Origin of the sequence: Pseudomonas anuradhapurensis (assembly GCF_014269225.2) — a bacterium.
GTDB lineage: Bacteria > Pseudomonadota > Gammaproteobacteria > Pseudomonadales > Pseudomonadaceae > Aquipseudomonas > Aquipseudomonas anuradhapurensis.
This window is the reverse complement of the sequence record NZ_CP077097.1, coordinates 1,945,211-1,964,948: the sequence shown is the minus strand read 5'-3', so window position 1 is coordinate 1,964,948 and position 19,738 is coordinate 1,945,211. Positions and strand designations below refer to the sequence as shown.

16 protein-coding genes are annotated in these 19,738 nt (G+C 64.7%); 6 read left to right on the top strand and 10 right to left on the bottom strand.

Annotated elements, in window-relative coordinates; translation table 11 throughout:
- Nucleotides 1–103: 103 nt before the first annotated feature.
- From HU763_RS09095 to HU763_RS09085, 3 genes are all read right to left on the bottom strand, one after another.
- Nucleotides 104–4,531 (bottom strand): NEL-type E3 ubiquitin ligase domain-containing protein, encoded by a 4,428-nt coding sequence (locus HU763_RS09095; protein WP_186690038.1) that lies wholly within the window; start codon nucleotides 4,529–4,531, stop codon nucleotides 104–106.
- Between the two features lie 116 nt (nucleotides 4,532–4,647).
- Nucleotides 4,648–5,670, bottom strand: a complete 1,023-nt coding sequence (locus HU763_RS09090) for an AraC family transcriptional regulator (RefSeq protein WP_170029154.1) — start codon at nucleotides 5,668–5,670, stop codon at nucleotides 4,648–4,650.
- 57 nt (nucleotides 5,671–5,727) lie between these two features.
- Entirely contained in the window at nucleotides 5,728–6,591 is an 864-nt protein-coding gene (locus HU763_RS09085) for a LysR substrate-binding domain-containing protein (protein ID WP_186690040.1), read from the bottom strand.
- Between the two features lie 112 nt (nucleotides 6,592–6,703).
- Here HU763_RS09085 and HU763_RS09080 point away from each other — a divergent pair, with 112 nt between their 5' ends.
- Both HU763_RS09080 and phnX read left to right on the top strand, forming a co-directional pair.
- Nucleotides 6,704–7,810, top strand: coding sequence for a 2-aminoethylphosphonate--pyruvate transaminase (locus tag HU763_RS09080; protein WP_186690042.1), 1,107 nt, complete (start codon nucleotides 6,704–6,706; stop codon nucleotides 7,808–7,810).
- A 34-nt stretch (nucleotides 7,811–7,844) separates the two neighbouring features.
- A complete protein-coding gene (gene phnX, locus HU763_RS09075) occupies nucleotides 7,845–8,672 on the top strand; it encodes a phosphonoacetaldehyde hydrolase (protein ID WP_186690044.1) in 828 nt (275 codons plus the stop codon).
- A gap of 33 nt (nucleotides 8,673–8,705) precedes the next feature.
- Here the strand turns inward: phnX and HU763_RS09070 are convergent, their stop codons facing one another.
- Nucleotides 8,706–9,770 carry an AI-2E family transporter gene (locus HU763_RS09070; protein WP_186690046.1) on the bottom strand — a complete coding sequence of 355 codons (1,065 nt, stop codon included), beginning with the start codon at nucleotides 9,768–9,770 and terminating at the stop codon, nucleotides 8,706–8,708.
- A gap of 133 nt (nucleotides 9,771–9,903) precedes the next feature.
- On the opposite strand from HU763_RS09070, the gene trhP reads away from it, so the two are divergent.
- The 3 genes from trhP to HU763_RS09055 all read left to right on the top strand — a co-directional run bounded on the left by trhP (nucleotide 9,904) and on the right by HU763_RS09055 (nucleotide 12,915).
- A complete protein-coding gene (gene trhP / locus HU763_RS09065) occupies nucleotides 9,904–11,238 on the top strand; it encodes a prephenate-dependent tRNA uridine(34) hydroxylase TrhP (protein ID WP_186690048.1) in 1,335 nt (444 codons plus the stop codon).
- 105 nt (nucleotides 11,239–11,343) lie between these two features.
- Nucleotides 11,344–11,772: a DUF411 domain-containing protein gene (locus tag HU763_RS09060; protein ID WP_085625662.1), complete on the top strand. Its 429-nt coding sequence runs from the start codon at nucleotides 11,344–11,346 to the stop codon at nucleotides 11,770–11,772.
- 144 nt (nucleotides 11,773–11,916) lie between these two features.
- Nucleotides 11,917–12,915 carry an alpha/beta fold hydrolase gene (locus HU763_RS09055; RefSeq protein ID WP_186690050.1) on the top strand — a complete coding sequence of 333 codons (999 nt, stop codon included), beginning with the start codon at nucleotides 11,917–11,919 and terminating at the stop codon, nucleotides 12,913–12,915.
- Nucleotides 12,916–12,969: 54 nt separating this feature from the next.
- Here HU763_RS09055 and HU763_RS09050 read toward each other — a convergent pair whose 3' ends face one another.
- The 6 genes from HU763_RS09050 to HU763_RS09025 form a co-directional block, all read right to left on the bottom strand.
- Nucleotides 12,970–13,551, bottom strand: a complete 582-nt coding sequence (locus HU763_RS09050; protein ID WP_186690052.1) for a DinB family protein — start codon at nucleotides 13,549–13,551, stop codon at nucleotides 12,970–12,972.
- Nucleotides 13,552–13,565: 14 nt separating this feature from the next.
- Nucleotides 13,566–14,672 (bottom strand): cell division protein ZapE, encoded by a 1,107-nt coding sequence (zapE, locus tag HU763_RS09045; RefSeq protein WP_186690054.1) that lies wholly within the window; start codon nucleotides 14,670–14,672, stop codon nucleotides 13,566–13,568.
- Between the two features lie 189 nt (nucleotides 14,673–14,861).
- On the bottom strand, nucleotides 14,862–16,010 hold the full coding sequence (locus tag HU763_RS09040) for a PQQ-dependent sugar dehydrogenase (RefSeq protein WP_186690057.1): 1,149 nt from the start codon (nucleotides 16,008–16,010) through the stop codon (nucleotides 14,862–14,864).
- A gap of 24 nt (nucleotides 16,011–16,034) precedes the next feature.
- A complete protein-coding gene (locus HU763_RS09035; RefSeq protein ID WP_186690058.1) occupies nucleotides 16,035–16,352 on the bottom strand; it encodes a hypothetical protein in 318 nt (105 codons plus the stop codon).
- A 189-nt stretch (nucleotides 16,353–16,541) separates the two neighbouring features.
- Complete coding sequence (speB, locus tag HU763_RS09030; RefSeq protein WP_186690059.1) at nucleotides 16,542–17,504, bottom strand: agmatinase; 963 nt, start codon at nucleotides 17,502–17,504, stop codon at nucleotides 16,542–16,544.
- 24 nt (nucleotides 17,505–17,528) lie between these two features.
- Nucleotides 17,529–18,608, bottom strand: coding sequence for a polyamine ABC transporter substrate-binding protein (locus tag HU763_RS09025; protein WP_186690060.1), 1,080 nt, complete (start codon nucleotides 18,606–18,608; stop codon nucleotides 17,529–17,531).
- 102 nt (nucleotides 18,609–18,710) lie between these two features.
- Between HU763_RS09025 and HU763_RS09020 the strand changes: the two genes are divergently transcribed.
- Nucleotides 18,711–19,601: a LysR family transcriptional regulator gene (locus HU763_RS09020; RefSeq protein ID WP_186690061.1), complete on the top strand. Its 891-nt coding sequence runs from the start codon at nucleotides 18,711–18,713 to the stop codon at nucleotides 19,599–19,601.
- Nucleotides 19,602–19,738: the final 137 nt, after the last annotated feature.

The following is a 19,738-nucleotide window of genomic DNA, read 5'->3' as shown; positions in this document are numbered from 1 at the left end:
TGTTTTTGGAGTTAACCATCGGTCCGACGATGTTCGCGCCGCTCAGGCACGGCGACAATGGCCAAAGCTGTCAATCTGGATGACCGGTTTGGCCGCCTCGGGCTCAGCCCTCGGCACGCTCGGTAGCACGCAGATAGGACTGCGTCAGCCCGCTGACCAGGCGCTCGATATCCGCGCCTTCCCGCTCTCGCAGCAGCTCCAGCTGTGCTTGGTATTCGGCCGGCGACAAGGCCGGCCTCTGCGCTTGAAGCCGGATTGCGCGCTGGCTGTAGTCCGCTGTGATGGCGTCGAACATCTGCTCATGCCGCTGGCGCAGATAACGGCGCCAGAATTCACGCTGGCTCAGACTATCGGTGAAGGCGCTGAGCGTTTGCGCCTGGGTCACCCGCCGGAACGCATCCTCGACTTGGGTATCTGCGAGTTCCACCGCACCGGGGTAGCTCATGGCATGGGGCTGAGAGGGCAACGCCAGGCGAACACGCAGGCGCACTCGGTAGGCCAGTTGCAGGGCCAGCTCATCGGTATGCTCCCCAGCCGAAAGGCGCTGTCGACAATCCCGATAAGCCATCCCCTCCAACTGCTCCAGTCGGAACAGCTGACGGCCCAGCGCCAGCAAACTGCTTCTGCTCTCGGGGTCAAGCGCCTGGGTTGCCGCCTGGGCCTGGGTGACTTCCAACTGCAGTGCACTGAACTGGCTGGCGACCGCATCCGCGCAAGACAATGGCAGCTCGGCACGCGCGAAAACCCGTGTGCAGAGCACCGGGTCAGCGTCCAGCGCACCCAGCAGGTTCCACACGCCCTCGACCAACTCTGCTCGTGCCGCCCCCGCCTGGCGGTAATCGGCGGTGAATTCGAGGCGGGCCAACAGCCGGAGCAGCCGGTTGCTCGCTGGTTGCTGCAGCATTCGCCGCCACAGCTCCTGTCGTCGCTGCTGCTCCGCTGCGTCTGCATTGGCAACCAGAAGCGTGAGCGCCCGACGCAGGTCGACAGTCCATGACGTCTCGGGCAAGTGCCCGTGCTCGTTGATGACGTCAAGGGCATACAATCGTTGCAACGCCACGCCTGTCAATGGATTGCGATCTGTCAGGATGACACGGCGGAATGCGTACGGCATTTGCAGGATTTCATCCGGCACCGTGCGCAGCTGGTTGTCACGCAGGTCGGCGCGCTCGAGCAAACCACAGAGTTCCAGATACTGTGGCCAGGTGCCAAGCCGACAATGCCGCAGGTTCAGGCTGGTCAACCGGGACAGGTAGTGAAACCTCAGATCCAGCGCCTCCAGCCGGTTGTAGCTGAGGTCCAGATGGGTCAGATTGGGCCGGCCCTGGAGTATCGCGACAGTCTGAGCATCGAGCCGGATCTGATTGTGCGCCAGGCGCAACACCTGTACACCCGGTAGGTACGCGATGCCCACAGGCAGGCGCAGCAACTGGTTGTTGCTGAGGTTCAGGGCAGTCACGGCAGTGAACGGGCGGAGGAAATCGACTGGAATGTCACTTATCGGCGTATCGTTGATGTTCAGCATCGTAATACGATGAAAATCGATCTGCGGCGGTAATACTGGAAGTGTGCGCAAATGCGCGCCGGTCAGTGACAAGCGCTGCCCCTGCGCTCGGCCTTGCGCGGCAGGGACGACCTCACCCTGTAATCGCCAGGCCCGAAGGATGCTGTCTGCGGTCAGCCTGCGCTCAGCTTGGCGGCTTTCCTGCAGCTCGCTTGCAACCCAGCGGTCAAGGTGCTGGACCAGCTGGTCATGGCCGTCCTGCAATTCCACCAATCGTTCGAATACCGGGCGCTCGCCCTGCTGCAAGCGCGCCAGTTCCGTATCGAGCGCCTGTTCGTCCAGGCCTGGATACAGCGCACGCAGCTGGTCGCGAATGATTGCCTGCTCATCTCTGGGAGGGATGGAAGGATGGTCGCTGAGGGGGTAACCCAAACGTCCATCTTGCAGCCGGCGGCCCGGGCTGAACCATCTGCGCTGCTCAGGCCAGCCAAGCATGCGGGTGACACCCCAATGTGAAACAGGCAACTGTGCCAGCAACTGGTCGCGCAACTGCTGCGCTGAAGCAATGCCAGGCCGCTGCGCAGGTGGTAGCACTGCGAAGATGGCCTGATAGATGCAACCAGGGTCAGTCATCGTAACGGTTTGCTGCTCACCCAGGCCGTTGTAGACCTGGAACCCGCCATCGCTGTACACCAGTATGCGATCTGCCCGACCTTGCCCGCCGCCACCGAGAAGCTTGATCGAACGTCCGTCCAGCGTGCCCTCACGCAGGTCGATAGCGATGTTTTCGAGTTCGAGGTTTTCGAGCAACGTGAGCGCCAGTTCACCTGTTTCATTGCTGTAGCCAGTACTCAGGTACAAGCCTGCTAACGCCCGATTCAGCCGAGCCAGGCGCAACAGCGAACGCGCACCCTGCGCACAGGGCAACGGCAAGCGTTGCTCGACCCGCGCCATGCCATGCTCGAGTTCGCTGGCGTGGGCAACCACTTCCCGCACATAGGCCGAAGGCAAGCCTGGAAAGTCACGCCTGATCAACTGCGTCAGCGGGTCCTCGGCAAACGGTTGCTGTGTCAGGTGGGCAAACAATTGCGGTCGTAATTCAACCTCGTGTTCCAGTACCTGTGCCAGCCCCTGGCCAACCTGCGGCCGGCCCTCACACCAGGCCAGCAGCTCACTGTCGGACGGCATCAGGGTGTTCAGCCGAATTCGCGAAAAGAACGTTTCGATGCGGTCCTGTGCCTGGAAAGCACGCAGGGTCTGCCCAAGGCTTACCGGGGCGGGGCGGTTCTCCACCAGCACGCCGCGAAGTTCTTCCAGGTCGACACCTGCCACCTGCAATACCTGCTCCGCCTGCCGGGACTCCATGTGCGGATATTGTGGCCACAGCGCATCGAGCATACGCTCGGGCTCCTGCCAGGTCAGCGGTTGCTCACGCAGCAAACGCCAGCTGCGCTCGCCGTTATGCAGCACCACCGGGCCATAACCTCCGTCCATCGACGCATGGCGCAAGCGATAGGGGCCATCGGCATCCGGCTTATGCACTTCCAGGTAGTATCCATCGATGCGGATCCAGCGGCGTTCACCTCCGCCGAAGCGCCCGTCCTCATGCAAATGAATGGTGTCTGGCATGGATCGATACTGGTCGGGGTCGTAGCGCCACAGGCGGCTTATTCCATTACCGACGCTTACCGGTTCGAGGCCGTCGACGAATGCGCTGCGCACGAAGCTGACCCCTGCTACGGTAGCCGCCGTGGCTGCCAGGGTCTCGGCGACGCCAAGTAAATGGTCCAGCGCTTCGTGCTGGTGCCCCCTGTACCAATCCGTCACCCCTTCGAACACTTCGGAACACACCTGAACCACCAGTTGCCCCATGAACAGGGCGCCCACGACAGGAATGAAAAACCCGGCCAGGTTCATCATGTCTAGCCCCACGGCTTTCCACTCCGCGTGCCTGGCCTCTGCGGCGCGGCTATCGGCATCGGCGCTCGTTACCAGTAAAAGACGTGCATCATCCTTGACCCGTTGGGCTTGCAGCTCAGCCAGTTGGGTGAAGATGCCGCCTTCCTGCGGCATGCTTTCAAGCTGCAAGTCTGGCTGCTCGTCACTGAGGCGTTGGCCAAGCAAAGTAACGAAACCTGCGCGCTGTTGAAGGCTTATCAGCTGGGTGAAGTACTGTCGGTAGGCCGCCTTCTGCAGCTGCTGCGCCATGCCGTCGTTCATGCCCGCCGCATCGTCGAAGTAACGCAAGGCCTGGTGTGGATCGCTGGGCAGGTAAAGCACGGTGCCTCGTTCCAGGCCGGTGTTGTCATGTAACTGGATGAGCAAGCCGTCAGCCACCGGTTGCCCCAGGATCATCAGCAGCCTGGGCGTCGCCCTGAGCCCCTGCGGGCGGTGCAACTGGCTATCGACCACCTCACGCAGGGCAATCTGTACATCGGCGCTTATGTTGCCCTGTAACGCAGCCACTTCGATCGCAAGCTTGAACCCCGAGCGCTTGTCCTCGGCCAGGATCGCCCGGGTGGCCGGGCTGAAGACCCTTCGCAACTCATCCTGATAGCGCTGGCCGACATCCAGTCTGCGGCACGCGGCGATGAATGCATCCAGCGATGGGGTCAATGGCTGATCCCGACCTGGCAGCACCAGGCCTGTGCCGTTGAAATAACTGTTACCTGCAGCAAAGTTGCGCATCAGCCGCTGCAAGCCATTTTCACGGCTTTCGCTGTATTCGTAAGTCTGTTGCAATGTGCCAGTAAGCGTGCCAAACCGCGGGGCAACCTGCAGCCATTCGAGCTGGGCGAAGGCCACCCCGTCCGGCAAAGGCGCATCCAGCAGCGCCGTCAGGTGCTTTTCGGCAAACTGCGACGGCGACAGCAGATCAAGCATCAGTCCATGCAGGCGGGCCTGGCTCGCATGATGCGCGTTCAGGCTGCTACGCAGGGTATTGATCTGACCTCGTGAGGCGCGCTTGAGCCAGGCCGGTAACCTGGCTCCGATGAATTGATCGTGGCTATTGGTAACAGCGGGCATGAGTGGCTCCAGGGGATTGAGCAGAGCCTTTCATGTTGTACAAGCGCCGCGACACAACGCAGAGGGAAGTGTTCCAAAGCCTCCGGGCGCTACCGTCGGACAGCGATACTCGCCCCTCAGCGCCCCGGGGCGCGGGCCTGGATCAGTGCGCGGTAATGCCCGGGGTTGCAGCCGAACCACTTGCGAAATGCCTTGTAGAACGAACTGTTGTCTGCAAAACCCAGACGCTCGGCAATCTCGCCCAGCCCAGCCTCCTCTCCGCTCAGCCAGGCAATTGCCAGCTCCCGCCGCACACTGTCCTTGAGCCCCTGGTAGGTCTGCCCCTCTTCGGCAAGGCGCCGGCGCAGCGTCGACGGCGACAGGCACAGTTGCCGGGCCAGGCTGTCGCCATCGGGCCACTGCCCGGGCGCCTGGTGCAGCAAGTCATGACGCAGACGCCGAGCGAAGCTGGCCGGGTCGCGGTACTTGACCAGAATGTTGCCCGGGGCCTCGGCGAGAAAGCGTTGCAGCTCCTCGGGCGTGCGCCTGATCGGCAGGTCAAGACTGTCAGCGGCAATGATCATGCGCGTGCGCGGGCGCTGGAACTGCAGGTTTTCCGAGAACATCACCCGGTAATCATCACAAAAGGGCGGCTCGCTGCAGCGCAGGTCGATGGCTAGGATCGGAATGCGCCGCCCGGCCAGCCAGCAGGCCAGGCCATGCACGATCATCCAGAAGGTGAAATAGGTGAAGGCCCGGCGCGGCGCGTCACGCGGTTCGTTGATGACGATCTCGGCCAGGCTCTGCTGGCGCACCAGGCTGGGCTGCAGGTCTTCGAGCATCAGCGAGAGGAACGCCAGCGCCGTTTCCAGGCCAGCACCCAGTGTCGGCTGGGCCATGCTGGCCCGGCACATGAAGGCCAGGCTGCCGCTACGCAGGCCACGTGGGTCCATGGCGAAGAATTCGTCGTTGCAGCGCCGCGTCAGCAAGCGCCAGAGCCGGGCATAGGCTTCGGCGCTGACGCGGGCTTCTGGCAGGTGCAATTGCTCCACGGCGATGCCGGCCCTGGCCAGCAGGCCGCTGTCGGGCTCGCCAGCGGGGCAGGTCTGCAGCAGTGCTTCACGCACCAGTTGCATGGAAATGGTGTCTTTTTCGCTCATCGACCGTCGTGTCCGCTCAGTTCCAGCCATCTTAGGCCGCCCCATTCAAAACAGCCATCACAGCCCCGCAACCAGGCCGAGGAAGGCCTGGATCAGGCGCAACTCACGGCGGCGCTCCAGGCAACCGACCAAGTGCTGGTTGACCAGCCCGCGACCGGCCAGGGGCCGTGCCACTACCCGTGGGTCATTGGCCACCTCGGTCGACGACACCACGCCGATACCCAGTTCGCAGGCCACGGCCTCGGTCACCGCTTCGCGGCTGTCCAGCTCCAGCAATACCCGAGGCTGCACAGCCGCCTGGCTGCACGCCTTGTCGAAGGTACGCCGAGTGGTGGAATTCGGCTCGCGCAGCACCATGATCTGCTGATGCAGCGCCGCCAGCGGCAGGTCACCCTCGCCGCAGGCCCAGGCATGCCCGGCCGGCAGCAAGGCACACAGCCGCGACTCGCACAGGTTCTGCAGGTACAGGCCCTTGCGCGGCCCGATCTCGGTCAGCACCGCCACATCGGCGTGCTCGCCAAGCAGTGCTGCGAGGGTTTCCTGGGCGTTGCCCAGACGCAGGTTGACCGTAATACCCGGGTAGCGCTCGCGCAACAGTGCCAACATCGGCATGACCCGGTGCGGGCCGTCGGCCGCCACTTCCAGGCGCCCGGTCAGCAGCTGGCGGTTGGCCTCGAGCATGACCTGCGCCTCTTCGGCCAGGCTGAACATGGCGCGGGTGATAGCCGCCAGGCGGGTGCCCTCTTCGGTCAACTCCACCCGCCGCGCAGTACGCCGCAGCAAGGTGACCTGGTAGTGCTCCTCCAGTGCTTTCACGTGCCCGGTCACCGCCGGCTGGCTGATGAACAGGCGCGCCGCAGCACGGGTAAAACTGCCCTCACGGGCGACCGCATCGAACGCGCGCAACTGGAACAGGTTCATACGTATCGGCCTGACTTATAGCTCGGATAACAACAAACAATTTGATTGATAGAAGCCCGAATTGCAACCTAGGCCCACCAGTTTCAGCCCACCGCTTGCGAGGAATAACGGCATGAGCATCACCCCGATTCTGCTGACTCCCGGCCCCCTGACCACATCGATGCGCACCCGCCAAGCCATGCTGGTGGACTGGGGTTCATGGGACCGCGACTTCAACCAGCTGACCGCCAGCGTGTGCGAGCAGCTGCTGGCGATCATCGATGGCAGCGCCAGCCATCACTGTGTCCCCCTGCAGGGCAGCGGCACCTTCGCCGTGGAAGCCGCCATCGGTACCCTGGTGCCACGTGACGGCAAAGTCCTGGTACTGATCAACGGCGCCTATGGCCAGCGCCTGGCGAAGATCTGCCAAGTGCTCGGCCGCGCCTTCAGCACCTTCGAAACCGCAGAAGACCAACCGACCACCGCTGCCGATGTCGAGCGCCTGCTGGCCGCCGACCCGGCCATCAGCCATGTCGCGCTGATTCACTGCGAAACCAGCACCGGTATCCTCAACCCGCTGCGCGAGATCGCCGAGGTGGTCAAAGGCCACGGCAAACGCCTGATCATCGATGCCATGAGCTCGTTCGGCGCACTGCCGATCGATGCCCGCGAAATCCCCTTCGAGGCGCTGATCGCCGCCTCCGGCAAATGCCTGGAAGGCGTACCCGGCATGGGCTTCGTATTTGCCGAAAAAGCCGCCCTGGCCGCCGCCGAAGGCAATGCCCACTCGCTGGCCATGGACCTGCACGACCAGCATGCCTACATGGCCAGGACCGGCCAGTGGCGCTTCACCCCGCCAACCCATGTGGTGGCCGCGTTGCATGAAGCGCTGCAGCAGTACCACGAGGAAGGTGGCCTGCCAGCGCGTCATCGACGCTACGCCGACAACTGCAAGACCCTGCTCGACGGCATGGCCGCGATCGGCCTGCGCAGCTTCCTGCCAGCCGAGATCCAGGCGCCGATCATAGTCACCTTCCATGCGCCGAACGATGCTCGCTATCAGTTCAAGGACTTCTACGAGCGGGTCAAGGCCAAGGGCTTCATCCTTTACCCGGGCAAGCTGACCCAGGTGGAAACCTTCCGCGTCGGCTGCATTGGCGTGGTCGGCGCGGACGGTATGCAAGCCGCCGTGAATGCCGTGGCCGAAGTGCTGCGGGAAATGGAAGTACTGCACGTCTGACCCTTTGCCCACCCCAATCCAGGAATCAGCGCACATGAACTACAGCAACCCTACCCGGCTGCAGGCCGCCATTCTCGACTGGGCCGGTACCGTGGTCGATTTCGGCTCCTTCGCCCCGACCCAGATCTTTGTCGAAGCCTTCGCCGAATTCGATGTGCAGGTTTCCATCGAAGAAGCCCGCGGCCCGATGGGCATGGGCAAGTGGGACCACATCCGCACCCTGTGCGATGTGCCGGAAATCGCCGAGCGCTACCGCAAGGTGTTCGGTCGCACCCCGACCGACGATGATGTCACCGCCATCTACAACCGCTTCATGCCGCTGCAGATCGAGAAGATCGCCGTGCACTCGGCGCTGATCCCCGGCGCCCTGGAGACCCTCACCGGTCTGCGCAAGGTTGGCCTGAAGATCGGCTCGTGCTCGGGCTACCCGAAGGTGGTGATGGACAAGGTGGTGGAGTTGGCCGCGCAGAACGGCTACGTGGCCGACCATGTGGTGGCCACCGACGAAACCCCGAACGGCCGCCCCTGGCCGGCCCAGGCCCTGGCCAACGTGATCGCGCTGGGTATCGACGATGTGGCGGCCTGCGTGAAGGTCGACGACACCGTGCCGGGCATTCTCGAGGGCCGCCGGGCCGGCATGTGGACCGTGGCCCTGGTGTGCTCGGGCAATGCCCTGGGGCTGACCTGGGAAGGCTACCGCGCGCTGAGCGCCGAGAAGCTGGAAAGCGAACGCCAGCGCATCCACACGCTGTTCGCCGGCTCCCGTCCGCATTACCTGATCGACACGATCAACGAATTGCCCGAAGTGATCGCCGATATCAACCGGCGCCTGGCCAAGGGCGAGATGCCGCAGGCATCCTGAACCTTCATCGGGGCCGCGCTGCGGCCCCTCCCCCTACTCCGGCAATTGCACCTGTGGCTTGGTCGCGGCGAAGATCGCCCAGCTCGACACGAACAGCGCCGCGATCAACGGCCCGATGACAAAACCGTTGAGGCCGAACACGGCCAGCCCGCCCAGGGTCGACACCAGGATCAGGTAATCCGGCATGCGCGTATCCTTGCCCACCAGGATCGGTCGCAGCAGGTTGTCCACCAGGCCGATCACCAATACCCCGAACGCAGTCAGGATCACCCCCGGCAGTATCGCCCCGGTCAGCAGGAAATACGCCGCCACCGGCGCCCACACGATGCCCGCGCCCACTGCCGGCAGCAGTGACAGAAACGCCATCAGCACCGCCCACACCAGCGCACTGGGAATATCCAGCACCCAGAAAATGAAACCACCCAGCGCCCCCTGGGTAATGGCCACCAGCACATTGCCTTTCACCGTCGCCCGCACCACGCGGTTGAACTTCAACTGCAGGCGGCGCTTCTGCTGCTCGGGCAGTGGTACCGCCAGCCGTACCCGGCGAGCGACCTCCGCGCCTTCGCGCAGGAAGAAGAACAACAGGTACATCATGACGCCAAAGCTGACCACGAACTCGAACGTGCCCTGGCCAAAGCTGAACGCCCGGCTGGCCAGCACCTGGCTACCCTGGGTCGCCCACTTGCTGATCTTGTCGCGCAGCCCGTCCAGGTTACCCATGCCCATGCTGTCCAGGCCGCGCTGGGCGAAGGTCGGCAGCATGTCCTTGCCGCGCTCGACATAGCCGGCGATATCCAGTTGCCCGCTCTCGATGCGCTGGTACAGCACGGCGCCCTCCTGTACCAGCAGGGCACTGGTGATGATGACCGGCAGCACCGCCACCAGCAGGCAAACCAGCAGGGTCGTGGCCGCAGCCAGGTTGCGTCGACGCCCGAAGCGCATCAACAGGTGGCGCTGCAACGGGGCGAACAGGATGCCGAGTATTACCGCCCAGAACACCGCGCCATAGTAAGGCAGCAGGATCCACACGAAGGCAATGGTCACCAGCGCCAGGAGCACTGCCAGGGCTCGGTTCTGTAAAGCGGTTTCGTTCATCGCCTGTCCTCGCGTGGCTTCTGGGATATTAGTGCATACCGCGTGGGTAAAAGTGCCACGCTTTCCTTGATGCAAATCAATACCCGCAATGTCCGTGAGCACTAGCATCCGCGCCTTTTGCCCCGGTGCGCACATGAACCCTACCGCCAAGCCCGAACTGCTGGCCCCCGCCGGCACCCTCAAGACCATGCGCTATGCCTTTGCCTATGGCGCCGACGCGGTCTACGCCGGCCAGCCGCGCTACAGCTTGCGGGTGCGCAACAACGAGTTCGACCATGCCAACCTGGCACTGGGCATCCAGGAAGCGCACGCCCTGGGCAAGCGCTTCTACGTGGTGGTCAACATCGCCCCACACAATGCCAAGCTGAAGACTTTCCTCAAGGACCTGGCGCCGGTGATCGAGATGGCGCCGGACGCGCTGATCATGTCCGACCCGGGCCTGATCATGCTGGTGCGCCAGCATTTCCCGCAAATGCCGGTGCACCTGTCGGTGCAGGCCAATACGGTCAACTGGGCCAGCGTGCAGTTCTGGCAGCAGCTGGGCCTGAGCCGGGTAATCCTGTCGCGCGAGCTGTCGCTCGAAGAAATCGAGGAAATCCGCCAGCAAGTGCCGGACATGGAGCTGGAGGTGTTCGTCCATGGCGCCCTGTGCATGGCTTATTCCGGGCGTTGCCTGCTGTCGGGCTACCTCAACAAGCGCGATGCCAACCAGGGCACCTGCACCAACGCCTGCCGCTGGAAGTACGACGCCACGCCCGCCACCGAGAATGCGACCGGCGACATCGTGCGCGAAGTACAACCGACCCTGGGCCTGGGTGCACCGACCGACCAGCTGTTCCTGCTCCGGGAGAGCAACCGCCCCGGCAGCGAAATGCCTGCGTTCGAGGACGAACACGGCACCTACATCATGAATGCCAAGGACCTGCGCGCCATCCAGCATGTTGCTCGCCTGACCGGCATAGGGGTGCACTCGCTGAAGATCGAGGGTCGTACCAAGTCGCACTTCTACTGCGCGCGCGCCGTACAGGCATACCGCCAGGCTATCAACGACGCGGTGGCCGGGCGGCCGTTCGACCGCGCACTGATGGACAACCTCGAGTCGTTGGCACAACGTGGCTACACCGAGGGCTTCCTGCGCCGCCATGTGCACGACGAATACCAGAACTACCAGCGCGGCAACTCGGTATCCGAGCGCCAGCAGTTCGTGGGCGAGCTGACCGGGGCGCGTGTCGACGGCCTGGCCGAAGTCCGGGTGAAAAACCGCTTCGCGGTGGGCGACCACCTGGAGCTGATGACGCCGCGCGGCAACTACCACTTCGACCTGCACCGCTTGTGCGACCGACAGCAGCAGCCGATCGAGGTGGCGCCAGGTGACGGCCATGTGGTGTACCTGCCGATTCCCGAGCAGGTGGCCCTCGGCTACGCCCTGCTGATGCGCGACCTCGGCAGTGACGAGGTGGCCAGCTGACAATCCTGTAATGTGCGTCTCAGCTGCCTGACAGCTGCCAGGGGCGAACATCGTGCAGGCCGCTTACACTAAGCGGCTGACCTACCGCTGGAAGGAGTGCTTCCCATGCTGCGCAAACACCTGCTGACCCTGGGCCTGCTGGCCGTGACCGGCCTGGCACAGGCCGCCGAGACCATCGACGTGTACCGCGACCCCAATTGCGGCTGTTGCAAAGCCTGGATCAGCCACCTGCGTGACAACGGCTTCACCGTCAACGACCACGTCGAGCCCAACATGAGCGCGGTCAAGCAACGCCTGGGCGTGGCGCCGCGCCTGGCGTCCTGCCACACCGGGGTGATCGACGGCAAGTTCGTCGAAGGCCACGTGCCGGCCGAGCAGGTACGCCTGCTGGCCAAGCGCAACGACCTCAAGGGCCTGGCCGTGCCGGGCATGCCGATGGGCTCGCCGGGCATGGAAATGGGTGACCACAAGGATGCCTACCAGGTCATCGGCGTGACCCAGGATGGCAAGGACACCGTGGTCGCCAACTACTGATGCCGGCTACCCGCGCCGGCACTGATACAACTGGCGAAAAACCAGCCTGACAGGTTTCATGCCTGGTAACACCTTTCGCGCTCCGTGTGGTCCATCGACTGTTACAGTCGCCTCTTCCTACCTGGCCCTACACGGAGTGCCCCCATGCTGCGCGCAACCGCCCTGGCCCTGGCCTGCCTTGCCGGCAGCCCGGCCATCGCCGCCGAGTCGCCCACCTACGGCCCCCAGCTCGAAGGCTTCAGCTACCCGTACCCACTCAGGCATTTCGATTTCCAGTCCCAGGGCCAGGCCCTGCAGATGGGATACATGGACGTGCCTGCCCAAGGCCAGGCCAACGGCCGCAGCGTGGTGCTGATGCACGGCAAGAACTTCTGCGCCGCCACATGGGAAACCACCATCGACGCCCTGAGCAAGGCCGGCTACCGGGTTATCGCCCCCGACCAGGTCGGCTTCTGCAGCGCCAGCAAGCCGGCGCATTACCAGTACAGCTTCCAGCAACTGGCGAGCAACACCCATGCCCTGCTCGAACAGTTGGGCGTGAAGCAGGCCGTGGTGCTTGGCCATTCCACCGGCGGCATGCTCGCCACCCGCTACGCGCTGATGTACCCGCAACAGGTGCAACGCCTGGCGCTGGTCAACCCTATCGGCCTGGAAGACTGGAAAGCGCTGGGCGTGCCCTACCGCACGGTTGACCAGTGGTATGCCCGTGAGCTCAAGCTGGATGCCGACGGCGTGCGCGAATATGAGCGCAAGACCTACTACGCCGGGCGCTGGAAGCCGGAGTACGAGCGCTGGGTACAGATGCTGGTCGGCCTCAACAAGGGGCCGGGACATGAAGCGGTGGCGTGGAACTCGGCACTGATCTACGACATGATCTTCACCCAGCCGGTGTATTACGAGTTCAAGGACCTGCAGATGCCGACCCTGCTGCTGATCGGCGACCAGGACAGCACGGCCATCGGCAGTGATATCGCGCCGCCGGAAGTGAAGGCCAGGCTGGGCAAGTACGCCGTGCTGGGGCCGCAGGTGGCCAAGCTGATGCCCAAGGGCGAGCTGATCACCTTCGAAGGCATGGGCCATGCGCCGCAGATCGAAGAGCCGGTGCGGTTCAACCGGACGCTGGTCGAGTGGCTGGACAAATGAGCCGGTAGTCGAGGGGCTGCTCTGCCAGCCCGCGAAGGGCCGCAAAGCGGCCCCCTAACCTTTCCAGATTTGCGCCTCGGTCCAGCCCAGTTCGGCAAAATCACTTGCCCGCAAGCCAGCCTCTTCCTCGCAGAAAAACTCGTCCAGCTGCGGCGGCCGGATGGCCGTGTCGCTGAGCATCGCGTGCACCTGCCCGCGGTGATGCACCTGGTGCTCGAACAGGTGTGCCAGCAGGCGCAAGCGTTGCTCGCGCTGCACCCGGTCGGGCCGCACGATGTTCACATAGCGCCCCAGTTCGTCATCTCGCAAGCCACGACAATAGGTGATCAGCCGGTGATCGGCCTGGGCCTGCTCGGCCTGCAGGTCGGTACAGGTGGCGAACGGCTGTTCCGGCGCGAAGAAGCGCTCGCCATCGGCGTCGGGCAACTCCCCACGTTGCTCGCATTCGAGCATGTGCAGGTAGAACCAGTCCACCGTCAGCAGGTGGTTGAGGGTGGCCTTGATGGACGGGAAAAAGCTGCAGCGCGGGGCGACGAATTCATCCTGGGTCAGTTGCAGGCAGGCCTTGTACAGGCGGTGGTTGGCCCAGCCATTGTTGTAGGCCTGGGTCAGCAGGTAATGCGACAACGGCTCCATGGCTACCCTCCTTTTCAGGCGAAGCGTTGCAGTTGCATCTCCCGTAGCCGGCTCAGGGTCCGTTGGTACGGGAACGCCAGATACCCTTGAGTGTAGAGGGCATCGAGAGGCACCTGCGCTTCCAGGTACAACGCCACCCGGCGGTCGTAGCATTCGTCGACCAGGGCAATGAAGCGGCGCACCGCATCATCCTTGGGTGAGAGCGCTGGCAGTTCGCGCTCGCCCGCCGCCACCCGCTGCGCGCCGTCCTCGGTGCCACGGGCGATGCGCCCGGCCCGCTGCTCACCGCCGAGCGCCGGAACGCCCGATACCAGGATGGCCGGGAAACGGTCGCACAGGGCCATGAACTCCATGGCCGCCAGCGGTTGTTCACACAAGTCGCTGAAGCGGCACCAGATAGCCTGCTGGCTGCGCCGCACCACCTGCACCTGCCTGGCCCCCAGAGCCAAGGGCTGGTCATCGCCCGCGTCGCTCGGGCTGAGCTGGCGGAACACTTCATCCAGCTGGCTGGCCTGCCCCGCCTGCGCCACCCAGTAACGCTGGCGGGCGGCGCCGGGGTGCAGGCGATGGTCCTGCTCGCCGGCTACCGGCAGTACCTGCATGTGCCGCTGGATGGCGGCGATGGCGGGCAGGAAACGCTCTCGGTTGAAGCCGTCGCGATACAGCTGTTCGGGTGGCTGGTTGGAGGTGGCGACGATGACCACGCCCTGTTCGAACAGCACCTGGAACAGGCGACCGAGGATGATCGCGTCACCGATGTCGTTGACGAACAGCTCGTCGAAGCACAGCACGCGGATCTGCCCGGCCAGCTCCCGGGCCAGCGCCAGCAGCGGGTCTGCGGTGCCGTTAAGCTGGAACAGGCGCTGGTGGACCCAGGCCATGAAATGGTGGAAGTGCTGGCGCCGACTGGGAACCTGCAGGCACCGGTGAAACTGGTCCATCAGCCAGGTCTTGCCACGGCCGACCGGGCCCCAGAGGTAGATGCCGAGGCTGGCGCGGCCTTGTTCGACAGCCTGGAAGCAGGCCTGCAAAGCCTCGACGGCACGGGCCTGGGCCGGGTCGGCGACATAGCCCTGGGTGGTCAGGGCCTGCTGGTAGAGGGAGTGGGGATCGATAGCCATGCGGCATTCTACACGGCTGCCATACCGCGGACCTTGTGGAAACAACGGTCTTATATGAATTCAAAAGGCTGCCGCGATCCCTGTGGGAGCGGGCGTGCCCGCGAACACGGGCGAAGCCCGTGCCATCCACCGCGGCGCCTGCTTCGCGGGCACGCCCGCTCCCACAGGGGCCGCGTGCAGCAGTGGTGATCAAGCGTCGCCCAGGCCTACCTTGAGCAGCGCGCCATCCTTGTCATCGGTCAGTACATACAGGTAGCCGTCCGGCCCCACCCGTACATCGCGGATACGCGCCTTCAGCTCCCCCAGCAGCCGCTCTTCATGCACTACCTTGTCGCCATCCAGCTGCAGACGGATCAGCTCCTGGGTGGCCAGCGCGCCAATGAACAGGTTGTGGTCCCACGCCTTGAACGTCGGGCTGTCGTAGAACGCCATGCCGCTGACCCCCGGCGACTGCTCCCAGACATGCTGTGGGTCGACCATTCCGTCCACGTGCTTGCCCTCGGCCTCGGGAATAGGCAGCAGCGAGTAGTTGATGCCATGGGTCGCCAGCGGCCAACCGTAGTTCTTGCCAGGCTTGGGGATGTTGATCTCGTCGCCGCCACGCGGGCCGTGCTCGTGGGTCCAGAGCTTGCCGGTCCAGGGGTTGAGCGCGGCGCCTTGCGGATTGCGGTGGCCATACGACCAGATCTCCGGCCGCACATTGTCCCGGCCAACGAAGGGGTTGTCCCTGGGCACCTCACCGTCTGGCAGGATGCGCACGATCTTGCCTTGCAGCTTGTCCAGGTCCTGGGCGGTCGGGCGCTGGTTGTTCTCGCCGAGGGTGATGAACAGGTAGCCGTCGCGGTCGAACACCAGGCGCGAGCCGAAGTGGTTGCCGACCGACAGCTTGGGCTGCTGGCGGAAGATCACGGTGAAATTTTCCAGCCGGGCACGGTCGCTGGACAACTGGCCACGGCCCACTGCAGTACCAGCCTTGCCATCACTGCCTTCCTCGGCATAGGACAGGTAGACGGTGCGGTCCTTGGCGAAGTCCGGGGACAGCACCACATCCAGCAGGCCGCCCTGGCCCTCGGCCCAGACCTTGGGCACGCCGCTGATCGGTGCGCCGACCTTGCCTTCGGCGTTGACCAGCCGCAGGTTACCGGCACGCTCGGTGACCAGCATGTCCTTGCCGCCCGGCAGAAACGCCAGGGCCCACGGGTGGCGCAGGCCATCGGCTACGGTATTGACGGTCAAGCTGCCTTCTTCACTGCGCAACTGCTGTTCGTCCGCCGCCTGCGCCAACAGCGGCAGCAGTGCGGCGGCAGTGACGGTGACAAGCCAGGTTGCTTGGCGCATGCAGGATTCCTTTGCGTACTTGGCTCACGGCGCGCGCGGGTTGTCGCGGGGCGGCCGGGTGGGTTCCAGGTTCGGGGTCTGTTGCTGGCGACGCAGATTGTCGCCGTTGCCAATGCCACGATTATCCAGCGTGGGTGGGCGCGGGGAAGGCTCGGTGGACGGGCCACGCAGCGGCGGCGTGGCCGGCATGCTGCCCTGGCGGCTGTTGGGGTTGGCGCGCTGGACCGGGCTGTTGTAGGGGGTGTTGTTGCTGGCGGCGATTTGCACCGGTGGCTCGGCTGCGGCCTGCGCAGGCAGAGACAGCGCCAGGCCGAGTGCCAGGATGGGCAAGGTTGGGGTCATGCTTCACCTCCTGTACGAAAAAGCCGCGCCTGGTGGCTTTGATAGCCTACGGCGCGAAGGGTTCGCGGCAAAAGTGTGAATGCGGGTGGAGATGATTCCTGATGTTTCAGTATGGGCTTCGGGGGCTGCTGCGCAGCCCTTCGCGACACAAGGCCGCTCCTACAGGGGAACCGTTCGCCTCGGCGCTGATTACGGGGCCTGCACCTTGTGCCGTGCGGCATACAGGCACAGCATCTCCATCGCCAGGGTGGCCCCCGCCAGCGCGGTGATGTCGGCGTGGTCATAGGCCGGTGCCACCTCCACCAGGTCCATGCCGACCAGGTTGATACCGCGCAAGCCACCGAGGATCTCCAGCGCCTGCAGCGTGCTCAGCCCGCCGCACACCGGCGTGCCGGTACCGGGCGCGTAGGCCGGGTCGAGGCAGTCGATATCGAAGGTCAGGTACACCGGTCGTTCGCCCACCCGCTGGCGAATCGCCCCAATCACCGCCTCGCTGCCCTGGCGGTGCACCTGGCGGGCATCAAGGATGGCAAAGTCCTGGCTGTCGTCATTGGTGGTGCGCAGGCCAATCTGTACCGAACAGGCCGGGTCTACCAGGCCTTCGCGAGCGGCATGCCAGAACATGGTGCCATGGTCGATGCGCTGGCCCTCCTCGTCCGGCCAGGTGTCGCTGTGTGCATCGAAGTGGATCAGCGCCAGCGGGCCGTGGCGCCGCGCGTGGGCCTTGAGCAACGGGTAGCTGATGAAATGGTCGCCGCCCAGGGTGAGCATGGCGCAGCCCGCCTCCAGGATATGCGCCGCATGCGCCTCGATGCTGTCCGGTACCGATTGCGGCGTGCCACTGTCGAAGGCGCAATCGCCGTAATCGATCACCGCCAGGTGATCGAACGGATCGAACGCCCACGGCCAATGCCGGGCCCAGGCCTGCTGCACCGAGGCGGCGCGGATCGCCCGCGGGCCAAAGCGCGCGCCGGGGCGGTTGCTGGTAGCCGTATCGAACGGCACCCCGCTGACGACCACATCGACGCCACGCAGGTCACGGCTGTAACGGCGGCGGGAAAAACTGGTGATACCGGCGTAGGTACTTTCCGCGGCGGTGCCGTACAGGCTGTCGCGGGTCATGGCTTGGTCATTGTTTGCAGCGTGCTCCACGGTCGGGCTCCTGTTCATCATCGGTTACTGGCGGCTGCGGAAGGCGGTCCACAGGCGGTTGCGCTGGCGCAGGTCGGCCAGGGCCATGCTGCGGTCGGCATACAGCCGCTGGCGTAGCGCCTGCGGCGGGTAGATGTCCGGGTCATTGCGCACCGCTTCGTCCACCAGCGGCGTGGCTGCCTGGTTGGCGTTGGCGAAGAACAGCGTATTGGTCAGCGCGGCGACCGACTCGGGCTTGAGCATGAAGGCAATGAACGCCCGCGCCGCTTCGGGGTGCGGGGCGTCCCTGGGGATGACCAGGTTGTCCTGCCAGACCAGCGTCCCCTCGCGGGGGATGCGGTAGACCAGCTCGAACGGCTTGCCGGCGCGGCGCGCCTGGTCGGCGGCCATCGCTGCATCGCCGTTGTAGGTCAATGCCAGGCACACGCTGCCGTTCGCCAGGTCGCTGATCTGCCGGCCATTGGCAACGTAGCTGATCGAAGGCTGCAACTGGCTCAACAGCTGTTGCGCCGCCGCCAAGTCGCCCTTGCTTTGGCTGTAGGGGTCCTTGCCCAGGTAGTTCAGGGCGACGCCGATCACTTCCTGCGGCGAGTCGGGCATGGCGATGCCACAGTCCTTGAGGCGGCTGGCGTACTCGGGCTTGAACAACAGGTCAAGGCTGTCCAGCGGCACATCGCCCAGGCGCTGGCGTACCGCTTCGACATTCACCCCCAGGCCCAGGGTGCCCCAGGTGTAGGGCACGGCATGGCGGTTGCCGGGGTCGGCTTCGGCGAGCTTGGCCAGCAGGTCCGGGTCGAGGTTGGCATAGCCGGGCATGGCCTGGGCGTCGAGCGGCTGCAAGGCATTGGCCTTCAGCGCCCGGGCCAGTACGCTGGAAGACGGCACCACCACGTCGTAGCCACTGCCACCGGTCAGCAGCTTGGTTTCCAGCACCTCGGTGGTGTCGAAGGTGTCGTAGCGCACCTTGTAGCCGGTTTCCTGCTCGAAGCGCTGCAGGGTTTGCGGGGCGACGTAGTCGGCCCAGCTGTACAGATTGACAACCTTTTCCTCGGCCTGCAGTGGCAAGGCCAGGAGCAGAGACAGCAGGCACAACGAGCGATGCATGGCGGACACCTCGGCAAGTGGGTGGATGCCGCGAGCATGCCAGCCGGGTTACATTGCAGGAATGGCAAGTTTGCAAAGCTGACATTCATCAGGAGCAATGTAATGCTCGGACAACTGCACGACCTCGACCTGCACCTGCTGCGGCTGTTCGTCACTGTAGTCGAGGCCGGTGGCTTCAGCGCTGCCCAGGGCGTGCTGGGCCTGAGCCAACCCACCATCAGCCAGCGCATGGCGCAGCTGGAAACGCGCTTGGGCTACCGCCTGTGCAGCCGGGGCAAGGGCGGTTTTGCCCTGACCGAAAAAGGTGCGTTACTGCTGGACGCCACGCGTGACCTGCTGCTGGACGTCGAGCGCTTCCGCCAGCAGGCCAATGGCGTTGCCGGGCGGCTGTTGGGGACGGTTCGGGTCGGCATGGCAGAGAATCAGGACAAGGCGGTGAACCTGCGCCTGGCAGCGGCCATCGCGGCGTTTCGCCGGCGTGCCGAGGCGGTGCAGCTGGAGCTGATCAGTGCGCCGCCGGCGGAGCTGGAGCGGCTGTTGCTGGAGCAGCGGCTGGACTACGCCATCAGCTATTTCTCCGGTAACCAGGCGGCGTTCGATTACCAGCCGCTGTTCGAGGAGCGGCAGCGGCTGTATTGCGGCGCCGGGCATGTGCTGTTCGGCGTAACGGGGGTGACGCACGAGCGCTTGCTGGAAATGGACCAGGTGCGCCATCCGTACCGGTTTCTCAAGGGCGGCGAACCGTTCCAGAGCCGGCGCAGCATGGCGGTCGCGGAACAGATCGAGAGCGTGCTGACGTTTGTCCTGTCGGGGCGGCACATCGGTTACCTGCCCCGTCATTACGCGCAGACCTGGGAGGCCGAGGGGCTGTTATGGGCGTTGGATTCGCGGCTGGATTTCGTCGTGCCGTTTACCCTGGCCCGGCATCGGGCGCAGGGGGTTGGCGAGGCACAGCAGGCATTTGCGCAGGATTTGCTGGCGGCGTTTGCCTGAACCGGCCGCATCGCGAGCTTGCCCCCAGGTACGGCCCTGGCGCGGAATCTGTTGGAGTGGCTTCGGCCGCGATCACCGGCGCAGCCGGTGCCATCCACCGCAGCGCCTGCATCGCGGATAAATCCGCTCCTACAGGT